Origin of the sequence: Streptomyces sp. NPDC002476 (assembly GCF_042889785.1) — a bacterium.
Taxonomy (GTDB): Bacteria; Actinomycetota; Actinomycetes; order Streptomycetales; family Streptomycetaceae; genus Streptomyces.
On sequence record NZ_JBIARH010000006.1, the window covers coordinates 90,346 to 113,429 of the forward strand.

Below are 23,084 nucleotides of genomic sequence, written 5' to 3' on the forward strand. Positions count from 1 at the left end.
GGTGTACACCATGGTGGCCCCGCCGGACAACGACGTGATCTGGGCGCGTTCCCTCCAGCACTCCCACAACGGCTCGCCCGCGCTCGGCGGAGTCTCCCTGGGCGTCCGCGACGGCGAGATCCTCGCCGTGACGGGCCCGAGAGGCAGCGGCAAGACGACCCTGTTGCTCTGCCTGTCCGGTCAGTTGGTGCCCGAGCAGGGCGAGGTGTGGTTCAACAGCGTCCCCGTCCACACCATGGGCCCCCGGCTGCGCGAACGGCTGCGCCGTGACAGGTTCAGCTGGATCGCCCCCGTACCGCAGCTCGTCCCGGAGCTGAACGCCTGGGAGAACGTGGCACTTCCGCTGTTCCTGCGCGGCACCACGCACCGGGAGGCGAAGAAGACCGGCCTGGAGTGGCTGGAGCGGCTCGACATCGGCGCGTGCGCCAAGCAACGGCCGCACACCCTGCTCCAGGGAGAGCGCCAGCGGATCGCCGTGGCCCGCGCGCTGGCCGGCTCGCCGACGGTGATCTTCGCCGACGAGCCGACCGCGGCCCTGCACCACGCCGACCGGGCGCACGTGCTGCGCACCCTCACCAGCGCCGCCCGCTCGCACCGCATCACGGTGGTGCTCGCCACCCATGACGCGGAGGTCGCCTCCCTCGCCGACCGTACGGTCCCGCTGCTGGAAGGCCGCCGCGTCGCCACCGTCGCCCTGCCCGCCGTATCCGATGCGGAGGGCCGCGCGGCGTGCTCGCTCTCCGTCTAGCCCGGGGCTCCCGTCCGCTGGTCCTGCTGCGCAGGCTGCTCGTCGCGGCAGCCTCCGCCGGGGTCGGCTTCCTGCTGCTGTGCGCCCTGGGCTACGCGTCGGGGCACCCGGACCGGCCCACCGCCGCGCTGCAGCGGCTGCTGTGGTGCTTCGTACCGCTCGCCGCCACCGTGCAGTTCGCGGTCGCGGTGGCCCGTACGGACCCCAGCACCCGGCCGCGTTCCGGACTTTCCGCCGTGGGCCTGGGGCCCGTGAAACTCACCGTACTGGCCGCCGTCTCCACCGCCGTCTCCTGCACGCTCGGATCGGTGGTGGCGCTGCTGGTCTTCCTGCACCTGCGCGGCGATCTGTCCGGGCTGCCGTTCGACGGCGCCGCGGCCGGACTGCTCGACGCCCGGTCCCCGCTGCCGCTCGCCGCCGCGCTGGTGCTGCTGTCCCTGGTCCCGGTGTCCGCGGCCGTCGCGAGCGGGATCGCGTTGCGCGAGCGGCCCGTGGTGGTCCCGCTGCCCGACGAGGGCCCCGCGGACGGCCCGCAGGAGGAACACCCCGCTCCGGCGACGCCCCCGGGCGGGCTGCCGTGGGGCGTGGCCCTGACCGCCGTGGGCCTTGCCGTCGAGTCGTACATGAGCCGCGGTGACGGGCACAGCCTGCTCCCGCTCCCGGGCCGGCTCGACGACAGCCCTGCCGGGGTGCTGGCGGGGTGGGCGCTGACGGCGATCGGCCTGGCGATGGCCGGGCCCGGCCTCGCGTACCACTGCGGCCGGCTGCTGCAGTCGGCGCGCCCCGGCGCCGTACGGCTGCTGGCCGGACGAGTCCTCATGGACGAGGCCCGCCGGATCGGCGGGCCGCTCGGCGTGGTGTGCGCGGTGCTCTCGGCGGCGGTCGCCGTGGACGCGCTGCACGGAACGGGGCCGCGCCCCTTCGGCCCGCTCACCGTGCTGGGCTCGGTGCTCGTCCTCGGCTGCACCGCGGCCACGCTGCTGACCTCGGCCCTGGATGCCAGGCAGGATCGTGCCCGGACGTCACGGACGCTGCTGCGGCTCGGCGCCCCGGCCTCGGCGCTGCGGTACGCGACGGCGCTGCGCGCCGCCGTCCTGCTGGTGGTGTTCGCCCCGCTGACCTGGCTGGTCGCCGAGCTGGCGGCGCTGCCGCTGACCGTCTGACGAGGCCGTCCCCGCGGGCGCGGGCGCCGAGCGGCGGTCGCGGATCCCGCGGGCGGCGGCCGATGGGGGCGCGGGCCGGTCACCCTCCGACGGGGCGGCCCGCCCGGTCGCCCGGAGCCCGCGTCACCGTTCGGCGGGCAGCACCACGCACTCCGCCGCGTCGAAGCGGACCCCGACCGTCTTCCCCTCCCCGGGGACGTCGCGCAGCGCGCACTCCGCTTCAAGAGCCGGACCGCGCTGCGGCGTCAGCCGCACGGCGACGCGATCGCCCCGGAACGTGCGCGCCCCGACCGCGCAGCGCAGCCCCTCCTCCGGGGCACCGATCCGCACCCCGGCCGGACGCACGAGCAGGGCTCGCTCCCCCTGCGGCGACCCCTCGGGCACCGGGACCCCGCCCCACGCCGTGTCGGCGACCGCACCGTCCACCGTCGCCGCGACCACGTTGTCGAAGCCGAGGAACCGGGCGACGAACGCGGAAGCGGGCCGCTTCCACACCTCCAGCGGCGTGCCCGTCTGGGCGATGTGCCCGTCCCGCATCACGACCACCCGGTCGGCCAGCGCGAACGCCTCGCCCTGGTCGTGCGTGACGGCCAGCACCGTCGTGCCCAACCGACCGAAGAGCGTGCGCAGTTCGGCCACGAGGCGTTCGCGCAGACCGCGGTCGAGCTGGCCGAGCGGCTCGTCCAGCATCAGCAGCTTGGGACGCGGGGCGAGCGCTCGCGCGAGGGCGACCCGCTGCTGCTCGCCTCCGGACAGCGCGGCGACGGCGCGCCGCTGGGCGCCCGGCAGGCCCACCAGGTCGAGGAGCTCGCCGACCCGGCGCTCCTGATCGCGCCGGGACACCCCGCGCATCCGCAGCCCGAACGCGACGTTGGCGCCGACGTCCCGGTGCGGGAAGAGCTGGTGGTCCTGGAACATCAGGCCGAGACCCCGCCGGTGCACCGGCACCCCCGCCTGGTCCGCCCCGTCCAGCAGCACCCGGCCGCCGTCCGTCCTCTGGAGCCCGGCGACCACCCGCAGCAGGGTCGACTTGCCGCTGCCGCTCGGTCCCAGCACACAGACGATCTCGTGTTCGTCGACCTCCAGGTCCACCCGGTCGAGCGCGGTCCGCTCGCCGAAGCGGACCGTGGCCGATTCCAGTGTCAGCATCGTCAGAACTCCCCGGACATCCCTAGAACTCGCCGGACCGGTCCGTGCGAATACGTTCGAGCAGCAGCAGCGAGACCGCGCAGACCACCATCAGAATGGTGCTGAGCGCCATCGCCTGGCCGTAGTTGAGCTCACCGGCCCGGCCCAGCAGCCGGGCCACCGCGACCGGCAGCGTCGGCCGGTCGGGCCGCGCGATGAACACCGTCGCGCCGAACTCGCCGAGCGAAACGGCGAACGCGAAACCGGCCGCGACCAGCAACGCCCGCCGCACCAGCGGGAGATCGACCTCCCGCCAGGCCCGCAGCGGCGACGCCCCGAGCACCGCGGCCGCCTCCCGGAGCCGGCCGTCCACCGCGCGCAGCACCGGCAGCATGGTCCGCACGACGAAGGGCACGCCGACCAGCGCCTGGGCGAGCGGCACCAGGATCCATGACGTGCGCAGGTCCAGAGGCGGTTTGTCCAGGGTGATCAGGAAGCCGAAGCCGACGGTGACCGCCGACACTCCGAGCGGCAGCATCAGCAGCGCGTCGAAACCGCGCACGAGCCGCCCCGCGCGCCGGGTCAGCGCCGCCGCGGCCAACCCGCCGACGACCAGCGCGATCACGGTCGCGACCAGCGCGTACGCCACGGAGTTCCCGATCGCTTCGAGCGGCGCGACCAGGAAGGTGCCGCCGCCCGCGTCCACGGATCCCAGGGCGCGGTAGAAGTCGAGGCCGTGGCCGTCCGGGGTGTCCAGCGAGCGTTCCACCAGCACCGCGAGGGGCAGCAGGATCAGCACCAGCACGGTCAGCAGCACCGCGCCGAGCAGCGCCCACTGCCCGGCCCCGCGCGGCCTGCCGGCGGTCCGTTCCGGATCGACCAGCCTCAGCGCGGTCTCCCTGCGCCGTACGGTCCAGGCGTGCACGGCGAGGATCGCGCCCACCGCGGCGAACTGCGTCAGCGTCAGCACGGCGGCCGTCGGAAGGGCGAGGAGCTGGGCGGTCTGCCGATAGATCTCCACCTCCAGCGTGGCGTACCCGGGGCCGCCGAGGATCTGCACGACGCCGAAGGAGGTGAAGGTGAAGAGGAAGACCATCAGCGCGGCGGCGGCCACGGCGGGTGCGAGGGCCGGCAGCGTGACCCGTCGCCAGGCCGCGAACCGTCCGGCGCCCAGCACCCGGGCGGCCTCCTCCTGCCGCGGGTCGAGCTGCGCCCACAGACCGCCGACGGTTCGTACGACCACCGCGTAGTTGAAGAAGACATGGGCGAGGAGAATCGCCCACACCGTGGTGTCGAGGCGCACCCCCCAGAGTTCGTCGAGGAACCCGCCGCGCCCCAGCAACGCCAGGAACGCCGTCCCGACGACGACGGTCGGCAGGACGAACGGCACGGTGACCACCGCCCGCAGCAATTGCTTTCCGGGGAAGTCGAGGCGGGCGAAGACGTACGCGCCGGGCAGCGCGACGAGCAGCGTCAGCGCGGTCGAGGCGAGCGCCTGCCAGGTGGTGAACCACAGGACGTCACGGATCTCCGGCCGGGCCAGCACCTCGCCGATCCGGCCGAACTGCCACACGCCGTCCACCTTCAGCCCCCGGCCGACGATCGCGACGACGGGGTAGGCGAAGAACACCGCGAAGAACGCCACGGGCACGGCCATCAGGGCCGGCCGCACCGCGCCGGCGCCCACTCGCCGGGCCGCCGTCCGCGCCGCGTCCGTCGTGCGCCCGGCGCGCGGGCGCGGACCCGTGACGTCCGCGCCCTTCGCCGCCGCGCCCGTCCCCTGTGCGGCGGTCCCGGCTACTTCACGACGAGTGAGGACCACGACTGGACCCACTGCTCACGGTTCTTGGCGATCAGGTCGGGGGCGACGGTCGTCGGCTTCTCGACGGTCGTGCCGAACTTCGTGAACAGATCCGGCAGCTTCGCTTCCGGGACGACCGGGTTCACGAACATGTTGAGCGGCATGTCCTCCTGGAACCGCTTGCCGATCAGGAAGTCCAGCAGCGCCTTGCCTCCCGCCTCGTTCTTGGCGCCGTTCAGCAGGCCCGCGAACTCGATCTGCCGGAAGCAGGTCCCGGTGGCGACCCCGGTCGGGGCCTCGGCCGGCTGCGGCTTCGCGTACAGCACCTCGACGGGCGGGCTGGAGGCGTACGAGACGACGAGCGGACGGTCGGCCTTGGCCTTCCTGCCACCCGCGGAGCCGGAGAACTCGTCGTTGTACGCCTGCTCCCAGCCGTCGACGACCTTGACGCCGTTGTCCTTCAGCTTCTTCCAGTAGTCCTGGTAACCCTTCTCGCCGTAGGCGGCGACGGTGCCGAGGAGAAAGCCGAGGCCGGGCGAGGAGGTCGCCGCGTTCTCGGTGACCAGGAGGTTCTTGTAAGCGGGCTTCGCCAGGTCGTCGAAGGTCTGCGGCGGGGCGAGCTTCTTGTCGGCGAAGTACTTCTTGTCATAGTTCACGCAGACGTCGCCGGTGTCGACCGGCGTGACCCGGTGCCCGGCGTCCAGCCGGGCAGCGGCCGCGACCCGGTCGATGCCCTTCGCCTCGTACGGCGTGAACAGGCCGCTGTCCAGGGCGCGGGAGAGGAGGGTGTTGTCGACGCCGAAGAACACGTCTCCGCGCGGTGAGCCCTTGGTCAGGATCTCCTGGTTGAGCGCGACTCCCGCGTCGCCGCTCTTGAGGACCTTGACGGTGTAGCCGGTCTCCTCGGTGAACTCCTTCAGCACCGCGTCGGACGCGTTGAAGGAGTCGTGGCTGACGAGCGTCACGGTCTTCGGGCCGGCGCCCTTCGTGCCGCCGGATCCGGAGGACGACGTGTCGGAACTCCCGCACCCGGCCAGTGCCGTGATGCCGAGCGCGGCCACGACGGCCGTGGCCGTAAGGCGTACGGACCCGCGCGTGGTTCCCGTGGTCCTGCGCGTGGTGGTCATGATGGATTCCTCCTGGGTTTTGGCCAGGAAGAGACGCGGCCCCGCCCGCGGGACGCGGGCAGGGCGCAACAGCATGAGTTGATGACCGAACTTCCTACCCGGAATGACCCGGGCGAGGTTCAGAGGGTCTGCGGACGACCGGTCCCCCGGTGCCGCACTCTCAGCGCTGTGGCGCTCCCCTGTCGGAATATGAAGTTGATTTCCGGGCCAGGTTACACGGGCGGCCCGGCCGGGCCGCCGGGGCCTCGGCGCCCGGGCGACGCCGGAGGCCCGGAGCCCTTGACGCCCCGTCCGCCCCGGAGTCCGGCCGAACCACCTCGGGCCCGGCGAACGCCGGTCCCGGTACTCCCGTGGAACCGGCGAACGCCGCTCTCGGCACTCCCGCGGGCCCGGCGGACTCCGGCCTCGGTATTCCCACGGACCCGGCGAACGCCTGTGTCAGCGCTCGGCCGCCGCCAGCTGCCCGCAGGCCCCGTCGATCTCCTGGCCCCGGGTGTCCCGTACGGTCACCGGCACCCCGTGCGCCGCGATGGCCTCGACGAACGCCTTCTCGTCCTCGGGCCGGGAGGCGGTCCACTTCGAGCCGGGTGTCGGGTTCAGCGGGATCAGGTTGACGTGCACCCGCTTGCCCTTGAGCAGCCGGCCGAGCAGATCGCCCCGCCACGCCTGGTCGTTGATGTCCCGGATCAGCGCGTACTCGATGGAGACGCGACGGCCGGACTTCTCCGCGTACTCCCACGCGGCGTCCAGCACCTCGCGCACCTTCCACCGGGTGTTCACCGGGACGAGGGTGTCGCGCAGCTCGTCGTCCGGCGCGTGCAGCGAGACGGCGAGACGGCACTTGAAGCCCTCGTCGGCGAAGCGCAGCATCGCGGGCACCAGCCCCACGGTGGAAACGGTGATCCCGCGCTGCGAGAGCCCCAGCCCGTCCGGCTCCGGGTCGGTCAGCCGTCGGATCGCGCCGACCACGCGGTTGTAGTTGGCCAGCGGCTCGCCCATGCCCATGAAGACGATGTTGGAGAGCCGCGCCGGTCCTCCGGGCACCTCTCCGTCGCGCAGCGCCCGCATGCCGTCCACGATCTGGTGGACGATCTCCGCGGTCGACAGATTGCGGTCCAGACCGGCCTGCCCGGTGGCGCAGAACGGGCAGTTCATCCCACAGCCCGCCTGCGAGGAGATGCACATCGTCACCCGCTCCGGATAGCGCATCAGCACGGACTCGACGAGCGTCCCGTCGTGCAGCTTCCACAGCGTCTTGCGGGTGGTGTCGTCGTCGCAGCTGATGTGACGGACCACCGACATCAGCTCGGGGAACATCGCCTCGGCGAGCTTCTCCCGCGAGGCGGCCGGGATGTTGGTCCACTCGGCCGGGTCGTGCGCGTACCGCGCGAAGTAGTGCTGCGAGAGCTGCTGGGCGCGGAACGGCTTCTCGCCGATCGCGGCGACCGCCTCCTTGCGCTCGGCGGGCGTGAGGTCGGCGAGATGCCGCGGCGGCTTCTTGGCTCCGCGGGGTGCGACGAAAGTGAGTTCTCCGGGCTTAGGCATGGTCCGTCCAGTGTCGCAGACGCAGCGACGAGGGCCCGCCGCCCTGTGGACAACGTCCTGTGGGCAGCGGGCCCTCGCCTGAGAACGCGCAGGTCGGAACGGGCGGACCGTCCCGCGGGCTCAGAGCCTGCCGGGTGCTCTCAGCCGGAGCCGACGAACAGCACCAGCAGCAGCCAGACCACCGGAGCGGTCGGCAGCAGCGAGTCCAGCCGGTCCATGATCCCGCCGTGTCCCGGCAGCAGCGTGCCCATGTCCTTGATGCCGAGGTCCCGCTTGATCATCGACTCGCCCAGGTCGCCGAGGGTGGCGCTGACCGCGACCGCGAGCCCCAGCAGCAGCCCCTGCCACCAGGCACCGCCGTCGATCAGGAACTGCATGCACAGGGCACCCGCGACCATCGCGAAGGCGACGGCCCCGAAGAGGCCCTCGCGGGTCTTCCCGGGGCTGATGCGCGGCGCGAGCTTGTGCTTTCCGAAGCGCCAGCCGACGGCGTACGCCCCTGTGTCGCTGACCACGGTCAGCAGCAGGAAGGTGAGCACCCGCTGCGGCCCGTCGTCCGCGGTCAGGAGCATGGCGACGAACGTGGCGAGGAACGGCACGTAGAACGCGGCGAACACACCGGCCGTGACGTCCTTGAGGTAGCCCTCCGGAGGCTGGGCCATCCGCCAGGCGAGAACCGCGAGCGCGGTCAGTGCCACGGCCACCCAGGCGCCCTCGGCGCCCTTCATGTACCCGGCCACCACCATCGCCGCACCGCCGACCGCCAGCGGCACGAGCGGCGCGTTGATGCCCTTGCGCTCCGACAGCCGTGAGGTGAGCTCCCACAGGCCCACGACGACGGCGACGACGATCACCCCGACGAAGACGGCCTTCACGACGAACAGCGAGGCGACGATGACGGCGCCGAGCCCCACCCCGACCCCTATGGCGGCTCGCAGATCGCGGCCCGCATGTTTCTTCTGCGGGGACGGTGGCGCGGTGGACATGGGCTCCTGCGGCTTCTCGTCGCGGAACAGGGGGCCGCCGTTCCGGCGTGCGCCCCCCTGCTCCCGGTCGTCACGGTCGTCAGCGTCTCCACCTGCGTCAGGGGCGTCCGGCACGATGGGCATGGGCCGAGTCTGCTGGGCGTCATACACATCGTGCGCGGGACCCGCCGGGGCAGCATGCATCTCGGGCGCAGCCCACGGACCGGCTCCCGGCGTGGCGCCCCAGGAAGAGTCGTTCATCAGACTTCGAGCAGCTCGGCTTCCTTGTGCTTGAGCAGCTCGTCGACCTGTGCGACGTACTTCGCGGTGGTGTCGTCGAGCTCCTTCTCGGCGCGACGCACCTCGTCCTCGCCGGTCTCCTTGTCCTTGACCAGCTTGTCGAGCGCCTCCTTGGCCTTGCGGCGCACGGCCCGGATGGAGATGCGGGAGTCCTCGGCCTTGGTCCTCGCGACCTTGATGTAGTCGCGGCGGCGCTCCTCGGTGAGCTCCGGGAAGGTCACCCGGATGATATTGCCGTCGTTGCTCGGGTTGACGCCGAGGTCCGAGTCACGGATGGCCTGCTCGATGTTGCGCAGCGCGCTCTTGTCGAACGGCGTCACGACGGCCATGCGGGGCTCGGGCACCGAGAACGAGGCGAGCTGGTTGATCGGGGTCAGCGCACCGTAGTAGTCGGCGACGATCTTGTTGAACATCGCCGGGTGGGCGCGGCCGGTCCGGATCGCGGCGAAGTCCTCTTTCGCGACGACGACGGCCTTCTCCATCTTCTCCTCGGCCTCGAGGAGGGTTTCTTCGATCACCACGTGCTCCTGCGTGTCTTGGGTGGGCCCGGCGTGCTCGGGCCCGCGGATCTGCGTCGCGTCCTCACCTGCACGGTGTCCGACCGGCAGGCCGTTGTCCATCCTCCGGGGCGCCGTACCGGGGCTTTCCCCGCGGGTCCCGTACCCTGCCCGCGGCTTCCCGGGGACGTCTCCCGGTCCTCAGGCCCGGGTGCCCTGGTCACTCACGAGCGTGCCGATCTTCTCACCCTTGACCGCGCGGGCGATATTGCCCGTGGCCGTCAGCTCGAAGACGAGGATCGGCAGCTCGTTGTCACGGCAGAGCGTGATGGCGGTGGCGTCGGCGACCTTGAGGTCGCGCGCGAGCACCTCGCCGTATTCGAGCGCGTCGAACTTCACCGCGTCGGGGTTGGCCTTCGGGTCGGAGTCGTAGACCCCGTCCACACCGTTCTTGCCCATCAGCAGGGCCTGGGCGTCGATCTCCAGGGCCCGCTGGGCGGCGGTGGTGTCGGTGGAGAAGTACGGCATGCCCATGCCCGCGCCGAAGATGACGACGCGCCCCTTCTCCAGGTGCCGCACGGCGCGCAGCGGAATGTACGGCTCCGCGACCTGCCCCATGGTGATGGCCGTCTGGACGCGGGAGTCGATGCCCTCCTTCTCCAGGAAGTCCTGGAGCGCCAGACAGTTCATGACCGTGCCGAGCATGCCCATGTAGTCGGACCGGGCCCGGTCCATGCCGCGCTGCTGGAGTTCGGCACCGCGGAAGAAGTTCCCGCCGCCGATCACGACCGCGATCTGTGCGCCGTCACGGACGACCGCCGCGATTTCCCGGGCGATGGCGTGCACGACGTCGGGGTCGACACCGAGTCCCCCGCCGCCGGCGAACGCCTCTCCGGACAGCTTCAGCATGAAGCGCCCGGGTACCTTGTCGTCATCGCGCTTGTGGTCGCCTTTGGCGGCGTCCGCGCCCTTGTTCATGGGGATTCTCCTCGTGCACATACCAAGAAGGCCATTGCCGGTGGGTCTGGTGTCCCTCAGCGGCAATGGCCTCCTCGTCAGATCTGCGGTCGTACGGCATGGGTGCGGCCGACGACTGCACCGGACCTCCTGCGGGGTCCACCGTTGTTCGCGGACGGACTCAGATGCCGACCTTGATGCGCGAGAAGCGCTTCAGGGTGACACCGGCCTCGTCCAGAACCTTCTGGACCGACTTCTTGTTGTCCTTGGCGAACGCCTGCTCCAGAGCGACGACCTCCTTGAAGAAGCCGTTGACCCGCCCCTCGACGATCTTCGGGAGAGCAGCCTCGGGCTTGCCCTCCTCGCGGGAGGTGGCCTCGGCGACACGGCGCTCGTTCTCGACCGTCTCGGCCGGGACGTCCTCGCGGTTGAGGTACTTCGGGGCGAAGGCGGCGATGTGCTGCGCGACGTCCTTGGCGACCGCTGCGACTGCCTCGTCCGAGGCGGTCCCCTTGTCCAGCTCGACCAGGACGCCGACCTGCGGCGGGAGGTCGGGCATGGTGCGGTGCATGTACGCGGCCACGTAACCGTCGGTGAACTGCGCGAAGCGGTCCAGGACGATCTTTTCGCCAAGGTTGGCATTGGCCTCGTCGACGTACGCCTGGACGGTCTTGCCGGCCTCGATCTCGGAGGCGAGCAGCGCGGCCAAGTCGGCCGGGGAGGTCGCGGCGACGTGCGCGGCGAGCGTGTTGGCGACGCTCTGGAACTTCTCGCCCTTGGCGACGAAGTCCGTCTCGCACTTCAGCTCCAGCAGGACGCCGGAGGTCTTGTCCTCGGAGATGAGGGAGACGACGGCACCGTTCTCGGCGGAACGGCCCTCGCGCTTGGCGACGCCCTTCTGACCCTTGATACGGAGCGCCTCGACGGCCTTCTCGACGTTGCCCTCGGCCTCGTCCAGCGCCTTCTTGCAGTCCATCATGCCGGCGCCGGTCAGCTCGCGGAGCTTCTTGACGTCAGCGGCGGTGTAGTTCGCCATGAGTCTGTGTTTCTCTCTCGAAGTCTGAAAGATCTACGGGTGAACGGCGGGGGCGGTGCTCGTGGCACCGGCCCCCGCCGTCATCAGCCGTGACGGGTGTCAGGCCTGCTCGGCGTCCGCGGCCGGGGCCTCGGCCTTGTCGGCGTCCGCGGCCTTCTCGGTCTCGGCGGAGGACTGGACCTCGGCGTCGGCCTTCTTGTCGCCCTCGAGCAGGTCGCGCTCCCACTCCGCGAGCGGCTCACCGGCGGCCTTCTCGCCCGGCTTCGAGTCACCGGTGGCGGCACCGGAGCGGGCGATGAGGCCCTCGGCGACGGCGTCGGCGATCACGCGGGTGAGCAGGGTGACGGAGCGGATCGCGTCGTCGTTGCCCGGAATCTTGTAGTCGACCTCGTCGGGGTCGCAGTTGGTGTCGAGGATCGCGACGACCGGGATGTTGAGCTTGCGAGCCTCGCCGACGGCGATGTGCTCCTTCTTGGTGTCGACGATCCAGACGGCGCTCGGCACCTTCTGCATCTCGCGGATACCACCGAGGGTCTTCTCCAGCTTGGCCTTCTCGCGCGAGAGGACCAGGAGCTCCTTCTTGGTGAGGCCGGAGGCGGCCACGTCCTCGAAGTCGATGAGCTCCAGCTCCTTCAGGCGCTGGAGGCGCTTGTAGACGGTGGAGAAGTTGGTGAGCATGCCGCCGAGCCAACGCTGGTTGACGTACGGCATACCGACGCGCGTCGCCTGCTCGGCGATGGCCTCCTGGGCCTGCTTCTTGGTACCGACGAACATGATGGAGCCGCCGTGGGCGACGGTCTCCTTGACGAACTCGTAGGCGCGGTCGATGTACGACAGCGACTGGAGCAGGTCGATGATGTAGATGCCGTTGCGCTCGGTGAAGATGAAGCGCTTCATCTTCGGGTTCCAACGACGGGTCTGGTGACCGAAGTGGACGCCGCTCTCCAGCAGCTCCCGCATCGTGACGACGGCCATGGCCGTACTCCTTGGGGTACTCGGTTGTCGCGACCGCAGGATTGCTGTCGCGCCTGACGCCCCGACGCGCCGTGCCACGAAGGACCGAGGAGCGCGGCCACCGTCCGCGAAGAGGGAGGTGGCGGGGCGTGCGAAGTCGACCCGGTGACCCGGATCGCCATAGGAAGTGTACGGGACGGGCCGGGTGCCGGGTGACGGCGCTGTCCACAACCGGTCGGTAGTCCACAGATCCGGTTCATGATCCCCGCGGATCCGGGCGGTGCGGGACGGTTCCGTCATGCGACGCGCATCCGATCCGACGGCTTCCCGCCGCGCGCCCGTCCGTGGGCGCCGGCTCCGTGCCGCACCCGCCGTGATGGCGACCGCCGGCCTTCTCGCGCTGCTGTGCGGCACCGCGACCGGGGCACCGGTCTCCTTGCGCCCGGCCGTCCCCGCCGTGGCGGCATTCCCGGCCACGTCCGTGGGTGCCCCCGTGCCCGTACCGGCTCGCGACCCCGTTCCCGGGCCACGGTCCGCGCCTGATCCCGCGCCCGGGCCGCCGCCCGTGGGTGATCCCGTGCCCGAGCCCCTCCCCGCCCCGCCGTCGCGGTCGGGCGGCGCCCGGAGCCGACCGCTCGCCGGGCGTCCCACGATCGTCCGGGGCTGGGAACCACCGGCCGGTGCCTACGGGCGGGGCCACCGCGGAGTGGATCTCGCCGCGGCGCCGGGCGCGGCGGTGCTCGCGGCAGCCACGGGACGCGTCTCCTTCGCGGGGCGGGTCGCGGGGCGCGGAGTGGTGACCATCGAGGTGGCCGGCAGCGGCGACCCGCCGCTGCGGACCAGCTACGAGCCGGTGCGCGCGCTCGTCACCGCGGGCGAGCGGGTGGCGGCCGGTCAGCGCGTCGGCGTGATGGAGGCCGGGCCGTTCCACTGCCCGTCGGGCTGTCTGCACTGGGGGCTGCGGCGCGGTGACACGTATCTGGACCCGCTGTCGCTGCTGCCGCCCGAGCTGCTGCGGCGGGGGCCGTCCCGTCTGCTGCCGGTGTTCGGCGTACCGGAACCGGGTGGGTCGACCGAGGGGGCCGGGGACGGACTCGCCGCCCCCGGCGTTCTGTTCGCCGCCTCACGACGTGCCGTTCCGCCGCGCGCCGCCCGACGGCCCGCTGTCAGTCCCGTGCGCCCTGTACGCCGCGCAGGACCATGGCCACGGCGGTGTCCGCGATCACGGCAGGCTCCTCCGCCACGCCGAGCTCGATACGCCGGACCGCGGCGTCCACGGAGCCCTGTACCAGCATCGCCGCCAGTCGCGGCTGCTCGTGGCCCAGTTCGCCGAGCGCCTCGACGATCATGGCGATCAGGCCGCCGTGCGCGGCTCTGATCTTCTCGCGGGCCCCGGCGTCCAGCTCGCTCGCCGAGATCGCGACGACCGCCCGGTGGCGGCGGTCGCCGACGAGGTCCAGCTGCCGACGCACATACGCCTCGATCTTCCCCTCGGGCGTGCCGGCCTGCTCCATCGCGCTCTCGACCTCCGCCGCCCAGACGGGGAAGTCGACGGCGCACAGCTCCTCGACGACGGCCGCCCGGGAACGGAAGTACTCGTAGACGGAGGACCTGGCGAGGCCCGTGCGCTCGGCGAGGGCGGGGAAGGTCAGCGCCTCCGTACCGCCCTCGGACAGCAGGGAGCGGGCGGCGTCCAGGAGGGCGCCGCGCTGCATGGTCCGGTGCTCGGCCACCGAGGCCGCTCGAATCCTGGGCACAGGTCCACTTTACGGCGAGCGGTGTTCGAGCGGGGGTGCGCGGCCCCGATCAGTGGCCGAAGCCATGCGTGCGGCACGGGCCGACGGTGGTCTCAGCGTCCGGCGTCGGCCAGTTTCGCCCGCAGTTGCAGCACCGATTTGGTGTGGATCTGGCTGACCCGGCTCTCGGTGACGCCCAGCACGTTGCCGATCTCGGCGAGGGTGAGGCCCTCGTAGTAGTAGAGCGTCACCACCGTCTTCTCACGCTCCGGGAGGGTGTTGATCGCCCGGGCGAGCAGCCGTCTGAGCTCGCGGTCCTCGGCGACCTCGACCGGGTCGTCGGCGGTGGTGTCCTCCAGCGTGTCCATCAGGCTCAGCCGGTCACCGCCCTCGCCGCCGACGTGCAGCAGCTCCTCCAGCGCGACCACGTTCGCCAGGGACAACTGACTGAAGACCGAGTGCAGTTCCTCCAGCGTGATGCCCATCTCGGCGGCGACCTCCGGCTCGGAGGGGGTGCGCCGCAGCTGCGCCTCCAGGGTGGCGTAGGCACGCTCCACGGCCCGCGCCTTCTGACGCACCGAACGCGGGATCCAGTCCAGCGCCCGCAGCTCGTCGATCATGGCGCCCCTGATGCGCGTGATCGCGTACGTCTCGAACTTGATCGCGCGCTCGATGTCGAACTTCTCGATCGCGTCGATCAGCCCGAAGACCCCCGAGGAGACGAAGTCGGCCTGCTCGACGTTGGAGGGCAGGCCCACACTCACCCGGCCCGCGACGTACTTCACCAACGGCGAGTAGTGCAGGATCAACTGCTCCCGCAGCCGCTCGTCGCCCGTGGACTTGTAGGAGCGCCACAACTCGTCGAGCGAGGAGGGGGCGGGAGGGCGCACAGTGCCACGCGCAGCCGGTGGTACTGCCGCGCGGTCAGACCCGGAGGTGTGCTGGGGCATGTGGTGCCTTGAGCCGTTCTGCCGTGAAGTGGTGGGGCCGGGAGACTTGTGTCGGATGCGGAGTCGTTGTGAGCGTAGCGTGATTACGACGTCGCGGTCCGCGCAGGACTGCGGATCGGCGCCGTGCGATTCTGGCCGATCGGGCACGACTGCGGTCCGGGACCGTCACCGCGTGCGGCGGCCCCGGACGTGCCGCTGAAGGGCCGGCGAGGGTCATCGGCTTCACCTTTTCACCCGAATGCGCCAGGTCAAGAACCGCCTCGCCGCGCGTCGCCATTGCATGTCCGCCTCCGCGTCAACTGCCATCCGTCGCCATGTCGTTCGACGAACCCCAGTGAGTGCAGTTCGTACAACCGACCGAAGGCCTCGTCGGTACTGGTTCCGGCCGCGCGGGCGACGTCACGGCCAGTGACGATGCCGCCGTACGGCAACGCGTCGAGGACCCGCGCGGCGTCGGCGTCCAGCAGGTCCCGCGGGTGGACGGGCCCCTGCGCGAGAGGGACGAGAGCGCCGATGTCACCCACCAGTTCGACGACTTCCGCGGCACTGGTCACCAGGACGCCCTCGCCGCGCAGGAGTTCGTGGACGCCCGCGGACAACCCGCTGGTGGCCGGGCCCGGCACGCCCATCGTGAAGCGGCCGAGCCGCTGTGCGGCGCGTGCGGTGACGAGCGAACCGCTGCGGTGCTCGGCCTCGACCACGACGGTTCCGCGCGTCAACGCGGCGATGACCCGGTTCCGCACAATGAATCTGCTGCGGGTCGGATGATCGGACGGCGGCAATTCGCCGACGACGATTCCCTGTTCCGCCATGCGTCCGATCAACTCGGCGTGCCCCCGGGGGTAGGCGACGTCCACCCCGCAGGCCAGGACCGCCATCGTCGCCCCGCCGACGGCGAGCGCGCCGCGGTGCACCGCCGCGTCCACGCCGAAGGCCGCTCCCGACACGACGACCCACCCCAGTTCCGCGAGCCCCGCGCCGAGGCTCGCCGCCATGTGGGACCCGTACGGCGTACAGGCCCGGGCACCGACCACGGCGACCGAGCGCAGCGCCCAGAGCCGCAGGTCACGTGGCCCGCGCACCCACAGGCCCGTCGGTCTGGCGTCCCCCAGGTCGTCGAGCTGACCGGGCCACTCCAGCTCGCCGGGGCAGACGAACCGCCCGCCGAGCGCGGCGATCGCCGCCAGGTCCCGCTCCGGTTCGACGCCCTCGGCCCGTAGGCGGTAGCCGCCGAGACGTTTCGCGGTCATGCCCTCCAGCCGTTCCGCGCTGCCGTCCCCGGCCCTGATCCGCCGCAGCAGCTCGACGGCCCCGTACTCGCGCAGCCATCGGCCGCCCCGCTCGTCCCCCGGCTCCAGAATGCGGGTCAGCGCGACCCGCGCCAGCCGTTCCCCGTCGTCGAGCACCGTTCCCACTCCCTCCGGCGCGCCGCGCCCGGACCGCGGTCCCGTTCCCCCGCCGTGCTCCGGTGACCGGTCCGAAAGGCGGCGCGGCTCCTGCGGCCGGCCGCGGTCCGCCCGGGGCGTCACGCCGCACCGGCCTTCACCGGGGCACCCCGCGGAATACCGGTCCGCAGCTCCAGCGCCGCCGCGACGTCGGACGCCTCCGGCCGGTCGGCGCCGCGCAGATCGGCCACCGTCCACGCCACTCTGAGGACCCGGTCCAGGCCCCGGGCGGTGAGCAGTCCGCGCTCCATGTCCCGTTCCGCCTCCAGGAGCGCGCCCGGTGCCAAGGTCAGCCGGGTGCGCAGTTCATGGCCGGGGACCTCGCTGTTTGTGCCCCATCCCGTACCGGCCAGGCGGTGCGCCGCCCGCGCCCTGGCCTCCCGGACCCGGTCGGCGACGACGACCGTCGGCTCCCCTCTGCCGCCCTGCCCCATCAGGTCCTCGCGCCCGACCCGGTCGACGGACACCCGCAGATCCACGCGGTCGAGCAGGGGGCCGGAGAGCCTCGCCCGGTAACGCCGGACCGCCGAGGGCGGGCATTCGCAGCCGGCACCACCGAGGGAGTGCCGGCCGCACGGGCAGGGGTTGGCGGCCAGCACCAGCAGGAATCTCGCGGGCAGCCGCACCACTCCGGCGCTCCGCGCCACCACCACGTGCCCGGACTCCAACGGCTGGCGCAACGCGTCCAGCACCCGTACCGAGAATTCCGGGGCCTCGTCCAGAAAGAGGATGCCCCGATGGGCCAGGGAGACCGCGCCGGGCCGCGGCAGACCGTTGCCCCCGCCGACCAGTGACTGCATCGTCGCGGAGTGGTGCGGTGCGCAGTACGGCGCTCGGGTGACCAGAGGCTCCCCCGGCGGCAGGAGCCCTGCCACGGAGTGCAGGGCGGTGACCTCCAGGGCCTCCGCCCTGGTCAGCTCCGGCAGGATGGCCGGCAGCCGCTCGGCCAGCATGGTCTTGCCCGCGCCCGGCGGGCCGGTGAGCATCAGATGGTGGCCGCCCGCCGCGGCGACCTCCAGTGCCCTGCGGGGCAGCTCCTGTCCCGCGACGTCCACGAGATCCGGCACGCCGCCGTCGCCCCGGCCGGAGCCTCGGACGAGGCCGGTGCCGGTCCCGGCACCAGGCACCAGCAGCCCGGCCAGCATCGTGTCCGGGCGCCCCTCGTCGTCGCCCCTCGTTTCGTCCGGCACCGGCTCGTCGCAGAGCACCGCGATCAGCTGCCGCAGACTCCGCACCCCGAGCACCGAGACGCCGGGCACCAGCGCCGCCTCCCCTGCGGTCTGCTCGGGCACCACGACCTGGCGGTAACCGGCCTCCGCCGCGGCCAGCACGGCGGGCAGCACCCCCCGGACCGGCCGCACCCGGCCGTCGAGGCCGAGCTCCCCGATCATCACCACATCGGCGATGGACGCCGGGTCGATCCGCTCCGCCGCCCCCAGCACCGCGCAGGCCACCGCCAGATCGAAGCCCGAGCCGCCCTTGGGCACGGAGGCCGGCGAGAGCCCGACCGTGAGCTTCTTCTGCGGCCATTCGGCCCCGGAGTTCACCACCGCGGCCCTGACCCTGTCCCGGCTCTCCACCAGGCTCTTGTCCGGCAGGCCCACCAGGGTGAATGCCGCCACCCCCGCCTCCAGGTCCGCCTGGACCTCCACCACCACGCCCTCGACGCCCACCAGCGCCACCGAGCACGCCCGCGCGAACCCCATCAGGCCACCCCCCGCACGTGCTCCACGACGGGTGCCCCGCGCCGGGGCAGCACCACCCCGACCAGGTCGATCCTGACCCCGCCGGACGGCCCGCCGTGCCGGTGCAGCCAGACCTCCGCCAGATGGCGCAGCCGTTCCGCCTTGGCCGGTGTGACGGCGGCCATCGGGTGCTCGAACGGCCCCGCTCTGCGCGTCTTCACCTCGCACAGCACGAGCACGTCGCCGTCCAGCGCGACGATGTCGATCTCACCGGCGCGACAGCGCCAGTTCCGTTCCCGTACGGACATGCCGGCGTCGGTCAGCAGCCGTGCCGCCAGATCCTCGCCGTACCGCCCGAGCGCTCCCCGTGCGTTCATGTCGGAACCACCTCCGGGACCGACTCTGACGCGTCCGGCCCCGGCTTGTGGATCTTGGTGGACAACTCCGGGATTGTGGATATCCCGGCCACTCGTGCGAGGGAATCGGCCCCGAGGAGGGATCACGGTCCCGCGAAACGGGCAGTTCCCGAAACGGGTGGTCCCGGCCGAGGGCGATCCCTCGTCGGGGACGAAACCCTGGGCGGGGACGTTCTCCGCGCGGGAGAACCCCCCGCGGACAGCCCCGCCCCTGGGGGAGAGCAGGATCAGCCGCCCCCCTGAGAGCGGGCTCAGCCGCCCGGGAGTTCGAGATCGCTCTTGTTGAGCTCCTCGATGTTGACGTCCTTGAACGTCAGCACGCGTACCTGTTTGACGAAGCGGGCGGGCCGGTACATGTCCCAGACCCAGGCGTCCGCCATCGACACTTCGAAGAACACCTCGCCCTGGACCGAGTGCACCTGCATCTCGTAGTCGTTGGTGAGGTAGAAGCGCCGTTCGGTCTCGATCACGAATTTGAACAGACCGACGACGTCTCGGTACTCCCGGTAGAGCTTCAGCTCCATCTCGGTCTCGTACTTTTCGAGGTCCTCGGCGCTCATTGGCATGTTCCCCTTCAGCCGTGCGTCCCCCTATTGTGCGCCAGGGCCCGGCTTCCCCGGGTGCTCAGGCGAATTCGGGGGACAGAACCACTGGCGTACGCGGAGGACCCTCGTCGAGCAGCGTGCGCAGCAACTCGGCGAGTCTGGTCGGGTACACCGTCTCACGCGCCGCCGACAGTTCGGCGGAAGTCCACCATCTCAGCCCCGCGACGCTGCGCTGTTCCAGCCCGGTCAGCCCACGGGTGTCGGTGGCGGTCTGCGTCGTACGGGCGAGGTAGTACCACTCGTCCTGCTCCCAACGGCGCCCGTCGAAGGGGAACGAACACATCCGCCGCCAGAGCAGCGGGCCCAGCCGGACATCGCTGATGCCGGTCTCCTCAGCGAGCTCGCGCAGCGCGGCCTGTTCCCGGGTCTCCTCGCCCTCCAGGCCGCCGCCCGGGGTGAACCACCAGGTGGACGTGGGGTCCGCCGGTTCGTATCCGTGGATCAGCAGGATCCGGTCCTCGGGGTCCAGCAGCACCACACGGGCGACCTTCCGCTTCTCAACGTGCATCCGTCGCCGTCCCTTCCCGCCGTTCCGGTGCCGATCGCCCGCCCGGTGCCGACCGCGTCCCCTGTACCGACCGCTCCCCCTGAGCCGATCGCCGCTTCCGGGCCACGCGTGCGGCCCCCGCCGCGATCGGGCCGTACGCGGCGCCGCCGAGGATGAGCACCATGCCCGCCACGACGGCGGCCAGTTGCAGGCGCAGAGGGCCGGGCGACGAGACTCCGCCGGGCAATGAGGCGAAGGCCGCCGGCCGCTCGACCATGCCGTCCATCGGCCAGGCGATGGCGTCGACCCGGGCTCGTACCGCGCCCCGCGGCACGGAACCCTGTCCCGGGTCGTCCAGATGGACCCGCGAGTCGAGGGAGGACCGGCGTTCGTCGCCGAGCAGAAAGAGCTGCCCTTCGGGCACATCGGCCGAGAAGCTGTTCCCCGAGGCGGGCTCCCGCTGCTGCAGATACGGTTCCTCAACGGCCCGGCCGTTGATGGTGAGCCGGCCCTTGTCGCAACAGGCGATCGTGTCCCCACCGATTCCGACGACCCGCTTGACCATGGGCATGTCGCCCCAGGCCGGATCGGTGAAGACCACCACGTCGCCGCGGCGCACCTCGTCGCCGTCGATCCGCTGGGCCAGCACCCGGTCACCGGCGTGCACCGTCGGCGTCATGGACTCGGTCGGCACCGTGTACGGCTGGTACACCACGGCTCCCCAGGCGAAACCGCCGAGGAAGAGCACACAGCCGACGGCCACGGCCAGCCCCGACAGCGTGCTGCCGAGCCGCCCATGGCCGTCGCCCGTACGTCCTGTTCCACTCATCCCAGCGTCCCTCCCCGTAGGAGATCGGCAATCGCTGATCCGAGTCGGCACCCTACCCGGCGGTACGCCCCCTGGTCAGCCTCCTGCGGCGCCACAGGACGAGGGGCACGGCACCGGCCAGGCCGAGCGCCCCGGGGGCCAGGCTCATCGCCGTGTTCACCGTCGTGTTGATCCCGGGCTGGTCGAAGGTCTTCGGGACGGGCAGGGTCGCCCAGCGGTTGATCGGCCACGCCACGACGATGGCGCGTCCGACGACCTCGTCGTTGGAGACCGTGCCGCCTCCGGGCAGCTCCTGGTGGTAGCGGGAGTCGAGGGAGTTCTGGCGGTGGTCGCCCATCACCCAGATCCGGCCCTCGGGAACCGTGATCGGACCGAACGGCTCGTCGTTGCAGGGCGTGTTCCCCGGGAAGATGAAGGACTTGTCGTCGAGGGCCTTGCCGTTGACCACGACCGGGCCGTCCTTCTTGCACTCGACCGTGTCGCCGCCGACTGCGACGACCCGCTTGATCAGGTCCTTCTCCTCGGCGGACGGCATCAGTCCGATGAAGCTGAGGAACTTCTGCACCACGTTCGGCTCGGGTGCCTGGGTGTCCTCCAGCCAGCCGCCCGGGTCGTGGAAGACCACGACCTCGCCGCGTTCCGGTTCCGCGCCGAACCAGGGCGTCAGCTTGTCGACCAGCACCCGGTCGCCCCGTTGCAGCGTGTTCTGCATCGAATCCGAGGGGATCGAGAACGCCTGCACCAGAAACGTCTTGATCAGCAGCGCGAGAACCAGCGCGATACCGATGAGCAGGGGCAGCTCCTTCCAGAAGGAGCGCGGCTTCTGCTGTCCCGTACCACCGCGCGAGGAGTCGCCGTCAGTCCCCGCTCGGTCCGCCGTCGCCCCGTCGGACCCGACGTTCTCCGGCTTGTCCGGCCGGTCCTCGGGTTCGTGTCCGGATCGTGCGCCGACCGCCAAGTCCCCCACATCCACTCCTTACTCCGTGCCACCGCCCGCGTCCCAGCCGACGCAGGCCCACCACTCCCATAACGAGCGGGAGTTCCGCAGGGGTCGGGAGAGGGATCATTCCGTCGGGATCCCTGGACGACACACTATTCGACGGGCCCGATACCGGGGCCGTCCCGGCGCGCGCGTCAGGTACCGAGTCGAATGTCGCCGGTTCGTCCAGCTTTCGCCAGTGGGAGAAGGGCCAGGCGATCACCACGGCCCGTCCCACGACGCTGTCCTCGGACACCGTGCCGTGCTCCGGCTCGTCCAGGTGATAGCGGGAATCGGCAGAATCCGAACGGTGGTCGCCCATGACGAAGATCCGCCCGGCCGGAACCTTTACCTCGAATTTGATGAGGGAGGGCGGGTTGCCGGGGTGCAGATAGGGCTCGTCGAGCGGTTCGCCGTTGACGGTGATCCGGCCGTCCTCGCCGCAGCACCTCACGGTATCGCCGCCGACCCCGACCACGCGTTTGATCAGGTCCTGTTCATCGTCGGACGGCAGCAGTCCGACGGACGTCAGCGCCTGCTTCGCCTGCGCCACGACGACGGGCGCGTCCTTCTTGCCGGTGTCCTCCTGCCGCAGCCAGCCGCCCGGGTCCTTGAAGACGACCACGTCGCCACGCTCGGGCCGGGAGCCGAACCACGGCGTCAGCTTGTCCACCAGTACCCGGTCGCCGATCCGGATGGTCTGTTCCATCGATCCCGTGGGGATCACGAACGCCTGTACCAGGAAGGTCTTGAGGACGAGCGCGATCAGCAGCGCCGCGAGGACGAGCAGCGGGATCTCCCGGACGGCCGCCCCGCGCCGTCGCCGCCGGACCCTGCGGGCCCGCTTCCGGCGCTCCGCCCTGGTCGGCAGGGGATGTGCGGGCGCAGAACGTATGCCGTCCGGGCCCGATGCCTCCGGACCGTCGTCGCCCCGTCGTCGGCCGCGGTCACCCATGGGCTCCACCCGTCGGTGCCTGTACGCCGGTGAAGGCGCCGCTGCCCGGTAGCGAGCCCGTCCGGCCCGGCGGCCAGCCGATCCAGTCCACCCGGCCGACCACCATGTCGACCGGGACCATGCCGCCGCCGGGATCACCCAGATGGTCGCGCGAGTCGCGGGAACGGGAACGATGGTCGCCCATCACCCACAGCGTGCCGTCGGGGACGACGATGTCGAAGCGCACCCGGGACGGCTCGTCCCCCGGATGCAGGTACTCCTCCGTGACGGAGCTGCCGTTGACCTCGATCCGCCCGCGCCGGTCGCAGCAGACCACCCGGTCCCCTCCCACGCCCACCACCCGCTTCACGTAATCGGTCTCGGCGGGCTCCGCCAGCCCCAGGGACGCCGCCGCTCCGTGCAGCAGACCGGTGACCGGATTCTGCCTCGGTGGTTCGCGGACGAAGGATCCGGTGCCGTCGAAGACCACCACGTCACCGCGGCCCGGCGCGGAGCCGAAACGATACGCCAGCTTGTTCACCAGCACCCGGTCGCCCACTTCGAGGGTGGGTTCCATCGAACCGCTCGGGATGAGATAGGGCTGCACCACGAAGGTACTCAGGAGCAACACGAAGACCGCGCAGACGGCTCCGGTCACGGCGGTGCGCCGCCATGACACCGAGGCGATCAGCCGGGAGACATGCGCGAAGCGCGACCGTCCCTCCGACCCTGCTGCGGGTGCGGAGGAGCGGTCGCGCTCCGAAGGCTGGGCTTCCGTGTCCATCGGGGCCAGAGCT

22 protein-coding genes, 1 pseudogene and 1 riboswitch are annotated in these 23,084 nt (G+C 71.7%); of the genes and pseudogenes, 3 read left to right on the forward strand and 20 right to left on the reverse strand.

Features of this window, described 5'->3' with window-relative positions:
• Positions 1-10: 10 nt before the first annotated feature.
• On the forward strand, positions 11-748 hold the full coding sequence (locus tag ACFYXM_RS09405; protein ID WP_389288403.1) for an ABC transporter ATP-binding protein: 738 nt from the start codon (positions 11-13) through the stop codon (positions 746-748).
• Entirely contained in the window at positions 730-1,911 is a 1,182-nt protein-coding gene (locus ACFYXM_RS09410) for a hypothetical protein (RefSeq protein WP_389288404.1), read from the forward strand. The genes ACFYXM_RS09405 and ACFYXM_RS09410 overlap by 19 nt, the downstream gene beginning before the upstream one ends.
• A gap of 123 nt (positions 1,912-2,034) precedes the next feature.
• Here the strand turns inward: ACFYXM_RS09410 and ACFYXM_RS09415 are convergent, their stop codons facing one another.
• The 9 genes from ACFYXM_RS09415 to rpsB all read right to left on the reverse strand — a co-directional run bounded on the left by ACFYXM_RS09415 (position 2,035) and on the right by rpsB (position 12,242).
• Entirely contained in the window at positions 2,035-3,060 is a 1,026-nt protein-coding gene (locus tag ACFYXM_RS09415; RefSeq protein WP_389288405.1) for an ABC transporter ATP-binding protein, read from the reverse strand.
• Between the two features lie 22 nt (positions 3,061-3,082).
• Entirely contained in the window at positions 3,083-4,696 is a 1,614-nt protein-coding gene (locus ACFYXM_RS09420) for an ABC transporter permease (protein ID WP_389288554.1), read from the reverse strand.
• Positions 4,697-4,836: 140 nt separating this feature from the next.
• Entirely contained in the window at positions 4,837-5,967 is a 1,131-nt protein-coding gene (locus tag ACFYXM_RS09425; RefSeq protein ID WP_389288406.1) for a thiamine ABC transporter substrate binding subunit, read from the reverse strand.
• Between the two features lie 73 nt (positions 5,968-6,040).
• A riboswitch (TPP riboswitch) is annotated at positions 6,041-6,158 on the reverse strand.
• Between the two features lie 247 nt (positions 6,159-6,405).
• Positions 6,406-7,512: a 23S rRNA (adenine(2503)-C(2))-methyltransferase RlmN gene (gene rlmN / locus ACFYXM_RS09430; protein ID WP_351516841.1), complete on the reverse strand. Its 1,107-nt coding sequence runs from the start codon at positions 7,510-7,512 to the stop codon at positions 6,406-6,408.
• A 140-nt stretch (positions 7,513-7,652) separates the two neighbouring features.
• Complete coding sequence (locus ACFYXM_RS09435) at positions 7,653-8,738, reverse strand: phosphatidate cytidylyltransferase (protein WP_389288407.1); 1,086 nt, start codon at positions 8,736-8,738, stop codon at positions 7,653-7,655.
• Positions 8,738-9,295: a ribosome recycling factor gene (gene frr / locus ACFYXM_RS09440; RefSeq protein WP_335938695.1), complete on the reverse strand. Its 558-nt coding sequence runs from the start codon at positions 9,293-9,295 to the stop codon at positions 8,738-8,740. Before frr ends, ACFYXM_RS09435 begins: the two co-directional genes overlap by 1 nt.
• 180 nt (positions 9,296-9,475) lie before the next feature.
• Positions 9,476-10,252 (reverse strand): UMP kinase, encoded by a 777-nt coding sequence (gene pyrH, locus ACFYXM_RS09445; protein ID WP_389288408.1) that lies wholly within the window; start codon positions 10,250-10,252, stop codon positions 9,476-9,478.
• Between the two features lie 160 nt (positions 10,253-10,412).
• Complete coding sequence (gene tsf, locus ACFYXM_RS09450; RefSeq protein ID WP_389288409.1) at positions 10,413-11,267, reverse strand: translation elongation factor Ts; 855 nt, start codon at positions 11,265-11,267, stop codon at positions 10,413-10,415.
• A 99-nt stretch (positions 11,268-11,366) separates the two neighbouring features.
• Entirely contained in the window at positions 11,367-12,242 is an 876-nt protein-coding gene (rpsB, locus tag ACFYXM_RS09455; protein ID WP_351516836.1) for a 30S ribosomal protein S2, read from the reverse strand.
• Positions 12,243-12,597: 355 nt separating this feature from the next.
• Here rpsB and ACFYXM_RS09460 point away from each other — a divergent pair.
• Positions 12,598-13,149, forward strand: a pseudogene (locus tag ACFYXM_RS09460) (peptidoglycan DD-metalloendopeptidase family protein); the annotation flags it as partial.
• Positions 13,150-13,387: 238 nt separating this feature from the next.
• Here the strand turns inward: ACFYXM_RS09460 and ACFYXM_RS09465 are convergent.
• The 11 genes from ACFYXM_RS09465 to lepB (ACFYXM_RS09515) all read right to left on the reverse strand — a co-directional run bounded on the left by ACFYXM_RS09465 (position 13,388) and on the right by lepB (ACFYXM_RS09515) (position 23,071).
• On the reverse strand, positions 13,388-13,954 hold the full coding sequence (locus tag ACFYXM_RS09465; protein ID WP_351516862.1) for a helix-turn-helix domain-containing protein: 567 nt from the start codon (positions 13,952-13,954) through the stop codon (positions 13,388-13,390).
• Between the two features lie 116 nt (positions 13,955-14,070).
• Positions 14,071-14,907: an RNA polymerase sigma factor WhiG gene (gene whiG, locus ACFYXM_RS09470; RefSeq protein WP_073784900.1), complete on the reverse strand. Its 837-nt coding sequence runs from the start codon at positions 14,905-14,907 to the stop codon at positions 14,071-14,073.
• 248 nt (positions 14,908-15,155) lie between these two features.
• Positions 15,156-16,322, reverse strand: a complete 1,167-nt coding sequence (locus tag ACFYXM_RS09475; RefSeq protein WP_389288410.1) for a DNA-processing protein DprA — start codon at positions 16,320-16,322, stop codon at positions 15,156-15,158.
• A 110-nt stretch (positions 16,323-16,432) separates the two neighbouring features.
• On the reverse strand, positions 16,433-18,058 hold the full coding sequence (locus ACFYXM_RS09480) for a YifB family Mg chelatase-like AAA ATPase (RefSeq protein WP_389288411.1): 1,626 nt from the start codon (positions 18,056-18,058) through the stop codon (positions 16,433-16,435).
• Positions 18,058-18,414: a YraN family protein gene (locus ACFYXM_RS09485; protein WP_351629591.1), complete on the reverse strand. Its 357-nt coding sequence runs from the start codon at positions 18,412-18,414 to the stop codon at positions 18,058-18,060. The genes ACFYXM_RS09480 and ACFYXM_RS09485 overlap by 1 nt, the downstream gene beginning before the upstream one ends.
• A gap of 290 nt (positions 18,415-18,704) precedes the next feature.
• Complete coding sequence (locus tag ACFYXM_RS09490) at positions 18,705-19,013, reverse strand: DUF2469 domain-containing protein (protein WP_043444228.1); 309 nt, start codon at positions 19,011-19,013, stop codon at positions 18,705-18,707.
• Between the two features lie 64 nt (positions 19,014-19,077).
• A complete protein-coding gene (locus tag ACFYXM_RS09495; protein ID WP_389288412.1) occupies positions 19,078-19,566 on the reverse strand; it encodes an NUDIX hydrolase in 489 nt (162 codons plus the stop codon).
• Positions 19,556-20,374, reverse strand: coding sequence for a signal peptidase I (gene lepB / locus ACFYXM_RS09500; protein WP_389288413.1), 819 nt, complete (start codon positions 20,372-20,374; stop codon positions 19,556-19,558). The genes ACFYXM_RS09495 and lepB (ACFYXM_RS09500) overlap by 11 nt, the downstream gene beginning before the upstream one ends.
• Positions 20,375-20,426: 52 nt before the next feature.
• A complete protein-coding gene (gene lepB / locus ACFYXM_RS09505; protein ID WP_389288555.1) occupies positions 20,427-21,332 on the reverse strand; it encodes a signal peptidase I in 906 nt (301 codons plus the stop codon).
• Positions 21,232-22,308 carry a signal peptidase I gene (gene lepB / locus ACFYXM_RS09510; RefSeq protein WP_389288414.1) on the reverse strand — a complete coding sequence of 359 codons (1,077 nt, stop codon included), beginning with the start codon at positions 22,306-22,308 and terminating at the stop codon, positions 21,232-21,234. The genes lepB (ACFYXM_RS09505) and lepB (ACFYXM_RS09510) overlap by 101 nt, the downstream gene beginning before the upstream one ends.
• Positions 22,301-23,071 carry a signal peptidase I gene (gene lepB, locus ACFYXM_RS09515; RefSeq protein ID WP_389288415.1) on the reverse strand — a complete coding sequence of 257 codons (771 nt, stop codon included), beginning with the start codon at positions 23,069-23,071 and terminating at the stop codon, positions 22,301-22,303. The genes lepB (ACFYXM_RS09510) and lepB (ACFYXM_RS09515) overlap by 8 nt, the downstream gene beginning before the upstream one ends.
• Positions 23,072-23,084: the final 13 nt, after the last annotated feature.

Excerpts from the sequence above, each read along its gene's own strand:
- ACFYXM_RS09405 (WP_389288403.1), top strand. The coding sequence starts at position 11 with ATGGTGGCCCCGCCGGACAACGACGTGATCTGGGCGCGTTCCCTCCAG.
- ACFYXM_RS09415 (WP_389288405.1), bottom strand. The coding sequence starts at position 3,060 with ATGCTGACACTGGAATCGGCCACGGTCCGCTTCGGCGAGCGGACCGCG.
- ACFYXM_RS09420 (WP_389288554.1), bottom strand. The coding sequence starts at position 4,696 with ATGGCCGTGCCCGTGGCGTTCTTCGCGGTGTTCTTCGCCTACCCCGTC.
- ACFYXM_RS09425 (WP_389288406.1), bottom strand. The coding sequence starts at position 5,967 with ATGACCACCACGCGCAGGACCACGGGAACCACGCGCGGGTCCGTACGC.
- rlmN (WP_351516841.1), bottom strand. The coding sequence starts at position 7,512 with ATGCCTAAGCCCGGAGAACTCACTTTCGTCGCACCCCGCGGAGCCAAG.
- ACFYXM_RS09435 (WP_389288407.1), bottom strand. The coding sequence starts at position 8,738 with ATGAACGACTCTTCCTGGGGCGCCACGCCGGGAGCCGGTCCGTGGGCT.
- pyrH (WP_389288408.1), bottom strand. The coding sequence starts at position 10,252 with ATGAACAAGGGCGCGGACGCCGCCAAAGGCGACCACAAGCGCGATGAC.
- tsf (WP_389288409.1), bottom strand. The coding sequence starts at position 11,267 with ATGGCGAACTACACCGCCGCTGACGTCAAGAAGCTCCGCGAGCTGACC.
- rpsB (WP_351516836.1), bottom strand. The coding sequence starts at position 12,242 with ATGGCCGTCGTCACGATGCGGGAGCTGCTGGAGAGCGGCGTCCACTTC.
- whiG (WP_073784900.1), bottom strand. The coding sequence starts at position 14,907 with ATGCCCCAGCACACCTCCGGGTCTGACCGCGCGGCAGTACCACCGGCT.
- ACFYXM_RS09480 (WP_389288411.1), bottom strand. The coding sequence starts at position 18,058 with ATGGGGTTCGCGCGGGCGTGCTCGGTGGCGCTGGTGGGCGTCGAGGGC.
- ACFYXM_RS09485 (WP_351629591.1), bottom strand. The coding sequence starts at position 18,414 with ATGAACGCACGGGGAGCGCTCGGGCGGTACGGCGAGGATCTGGCGGCA.
- ACFYXM_RS09490 (WP_043444228.1), bottom strand. The coding sequence starts at position 19,013 with ATGAGCGCCGAGGACCTCGAAAAGTACGAGACCGAGATGGAGCTGAAG.
- ACFYXM_RS09495 (WP_389288412.1), bottom strand. The coding sequence starts at position 19,566 with ATGCACGTTGAGAAGCGGAAGGTCGCCCGTGTGGTGCTGCTGGACCCC.
- lepB (WP_389288413.1), bottom strand. The coding sequence starts at position 20,374 with ATGAGTGGAACAGGACGTACGGGCGACGGCCATGGGCGGCTCGGCAGC.
- lepB (WP_389288414.1), bottom strand. The coding sequence starts at position 22,308 with ATGGGTGACCGCGGCCGACGACGGGGCGACGACGGTCCGGAGGCATCG.
- lepB (WP_389288415.1), bottom strand. The coding sequence starts at position 23,071 with ATGGACACGGAAGCCCAGCCTTCGGAGCGCGACCGCTCCTCCGCACCC.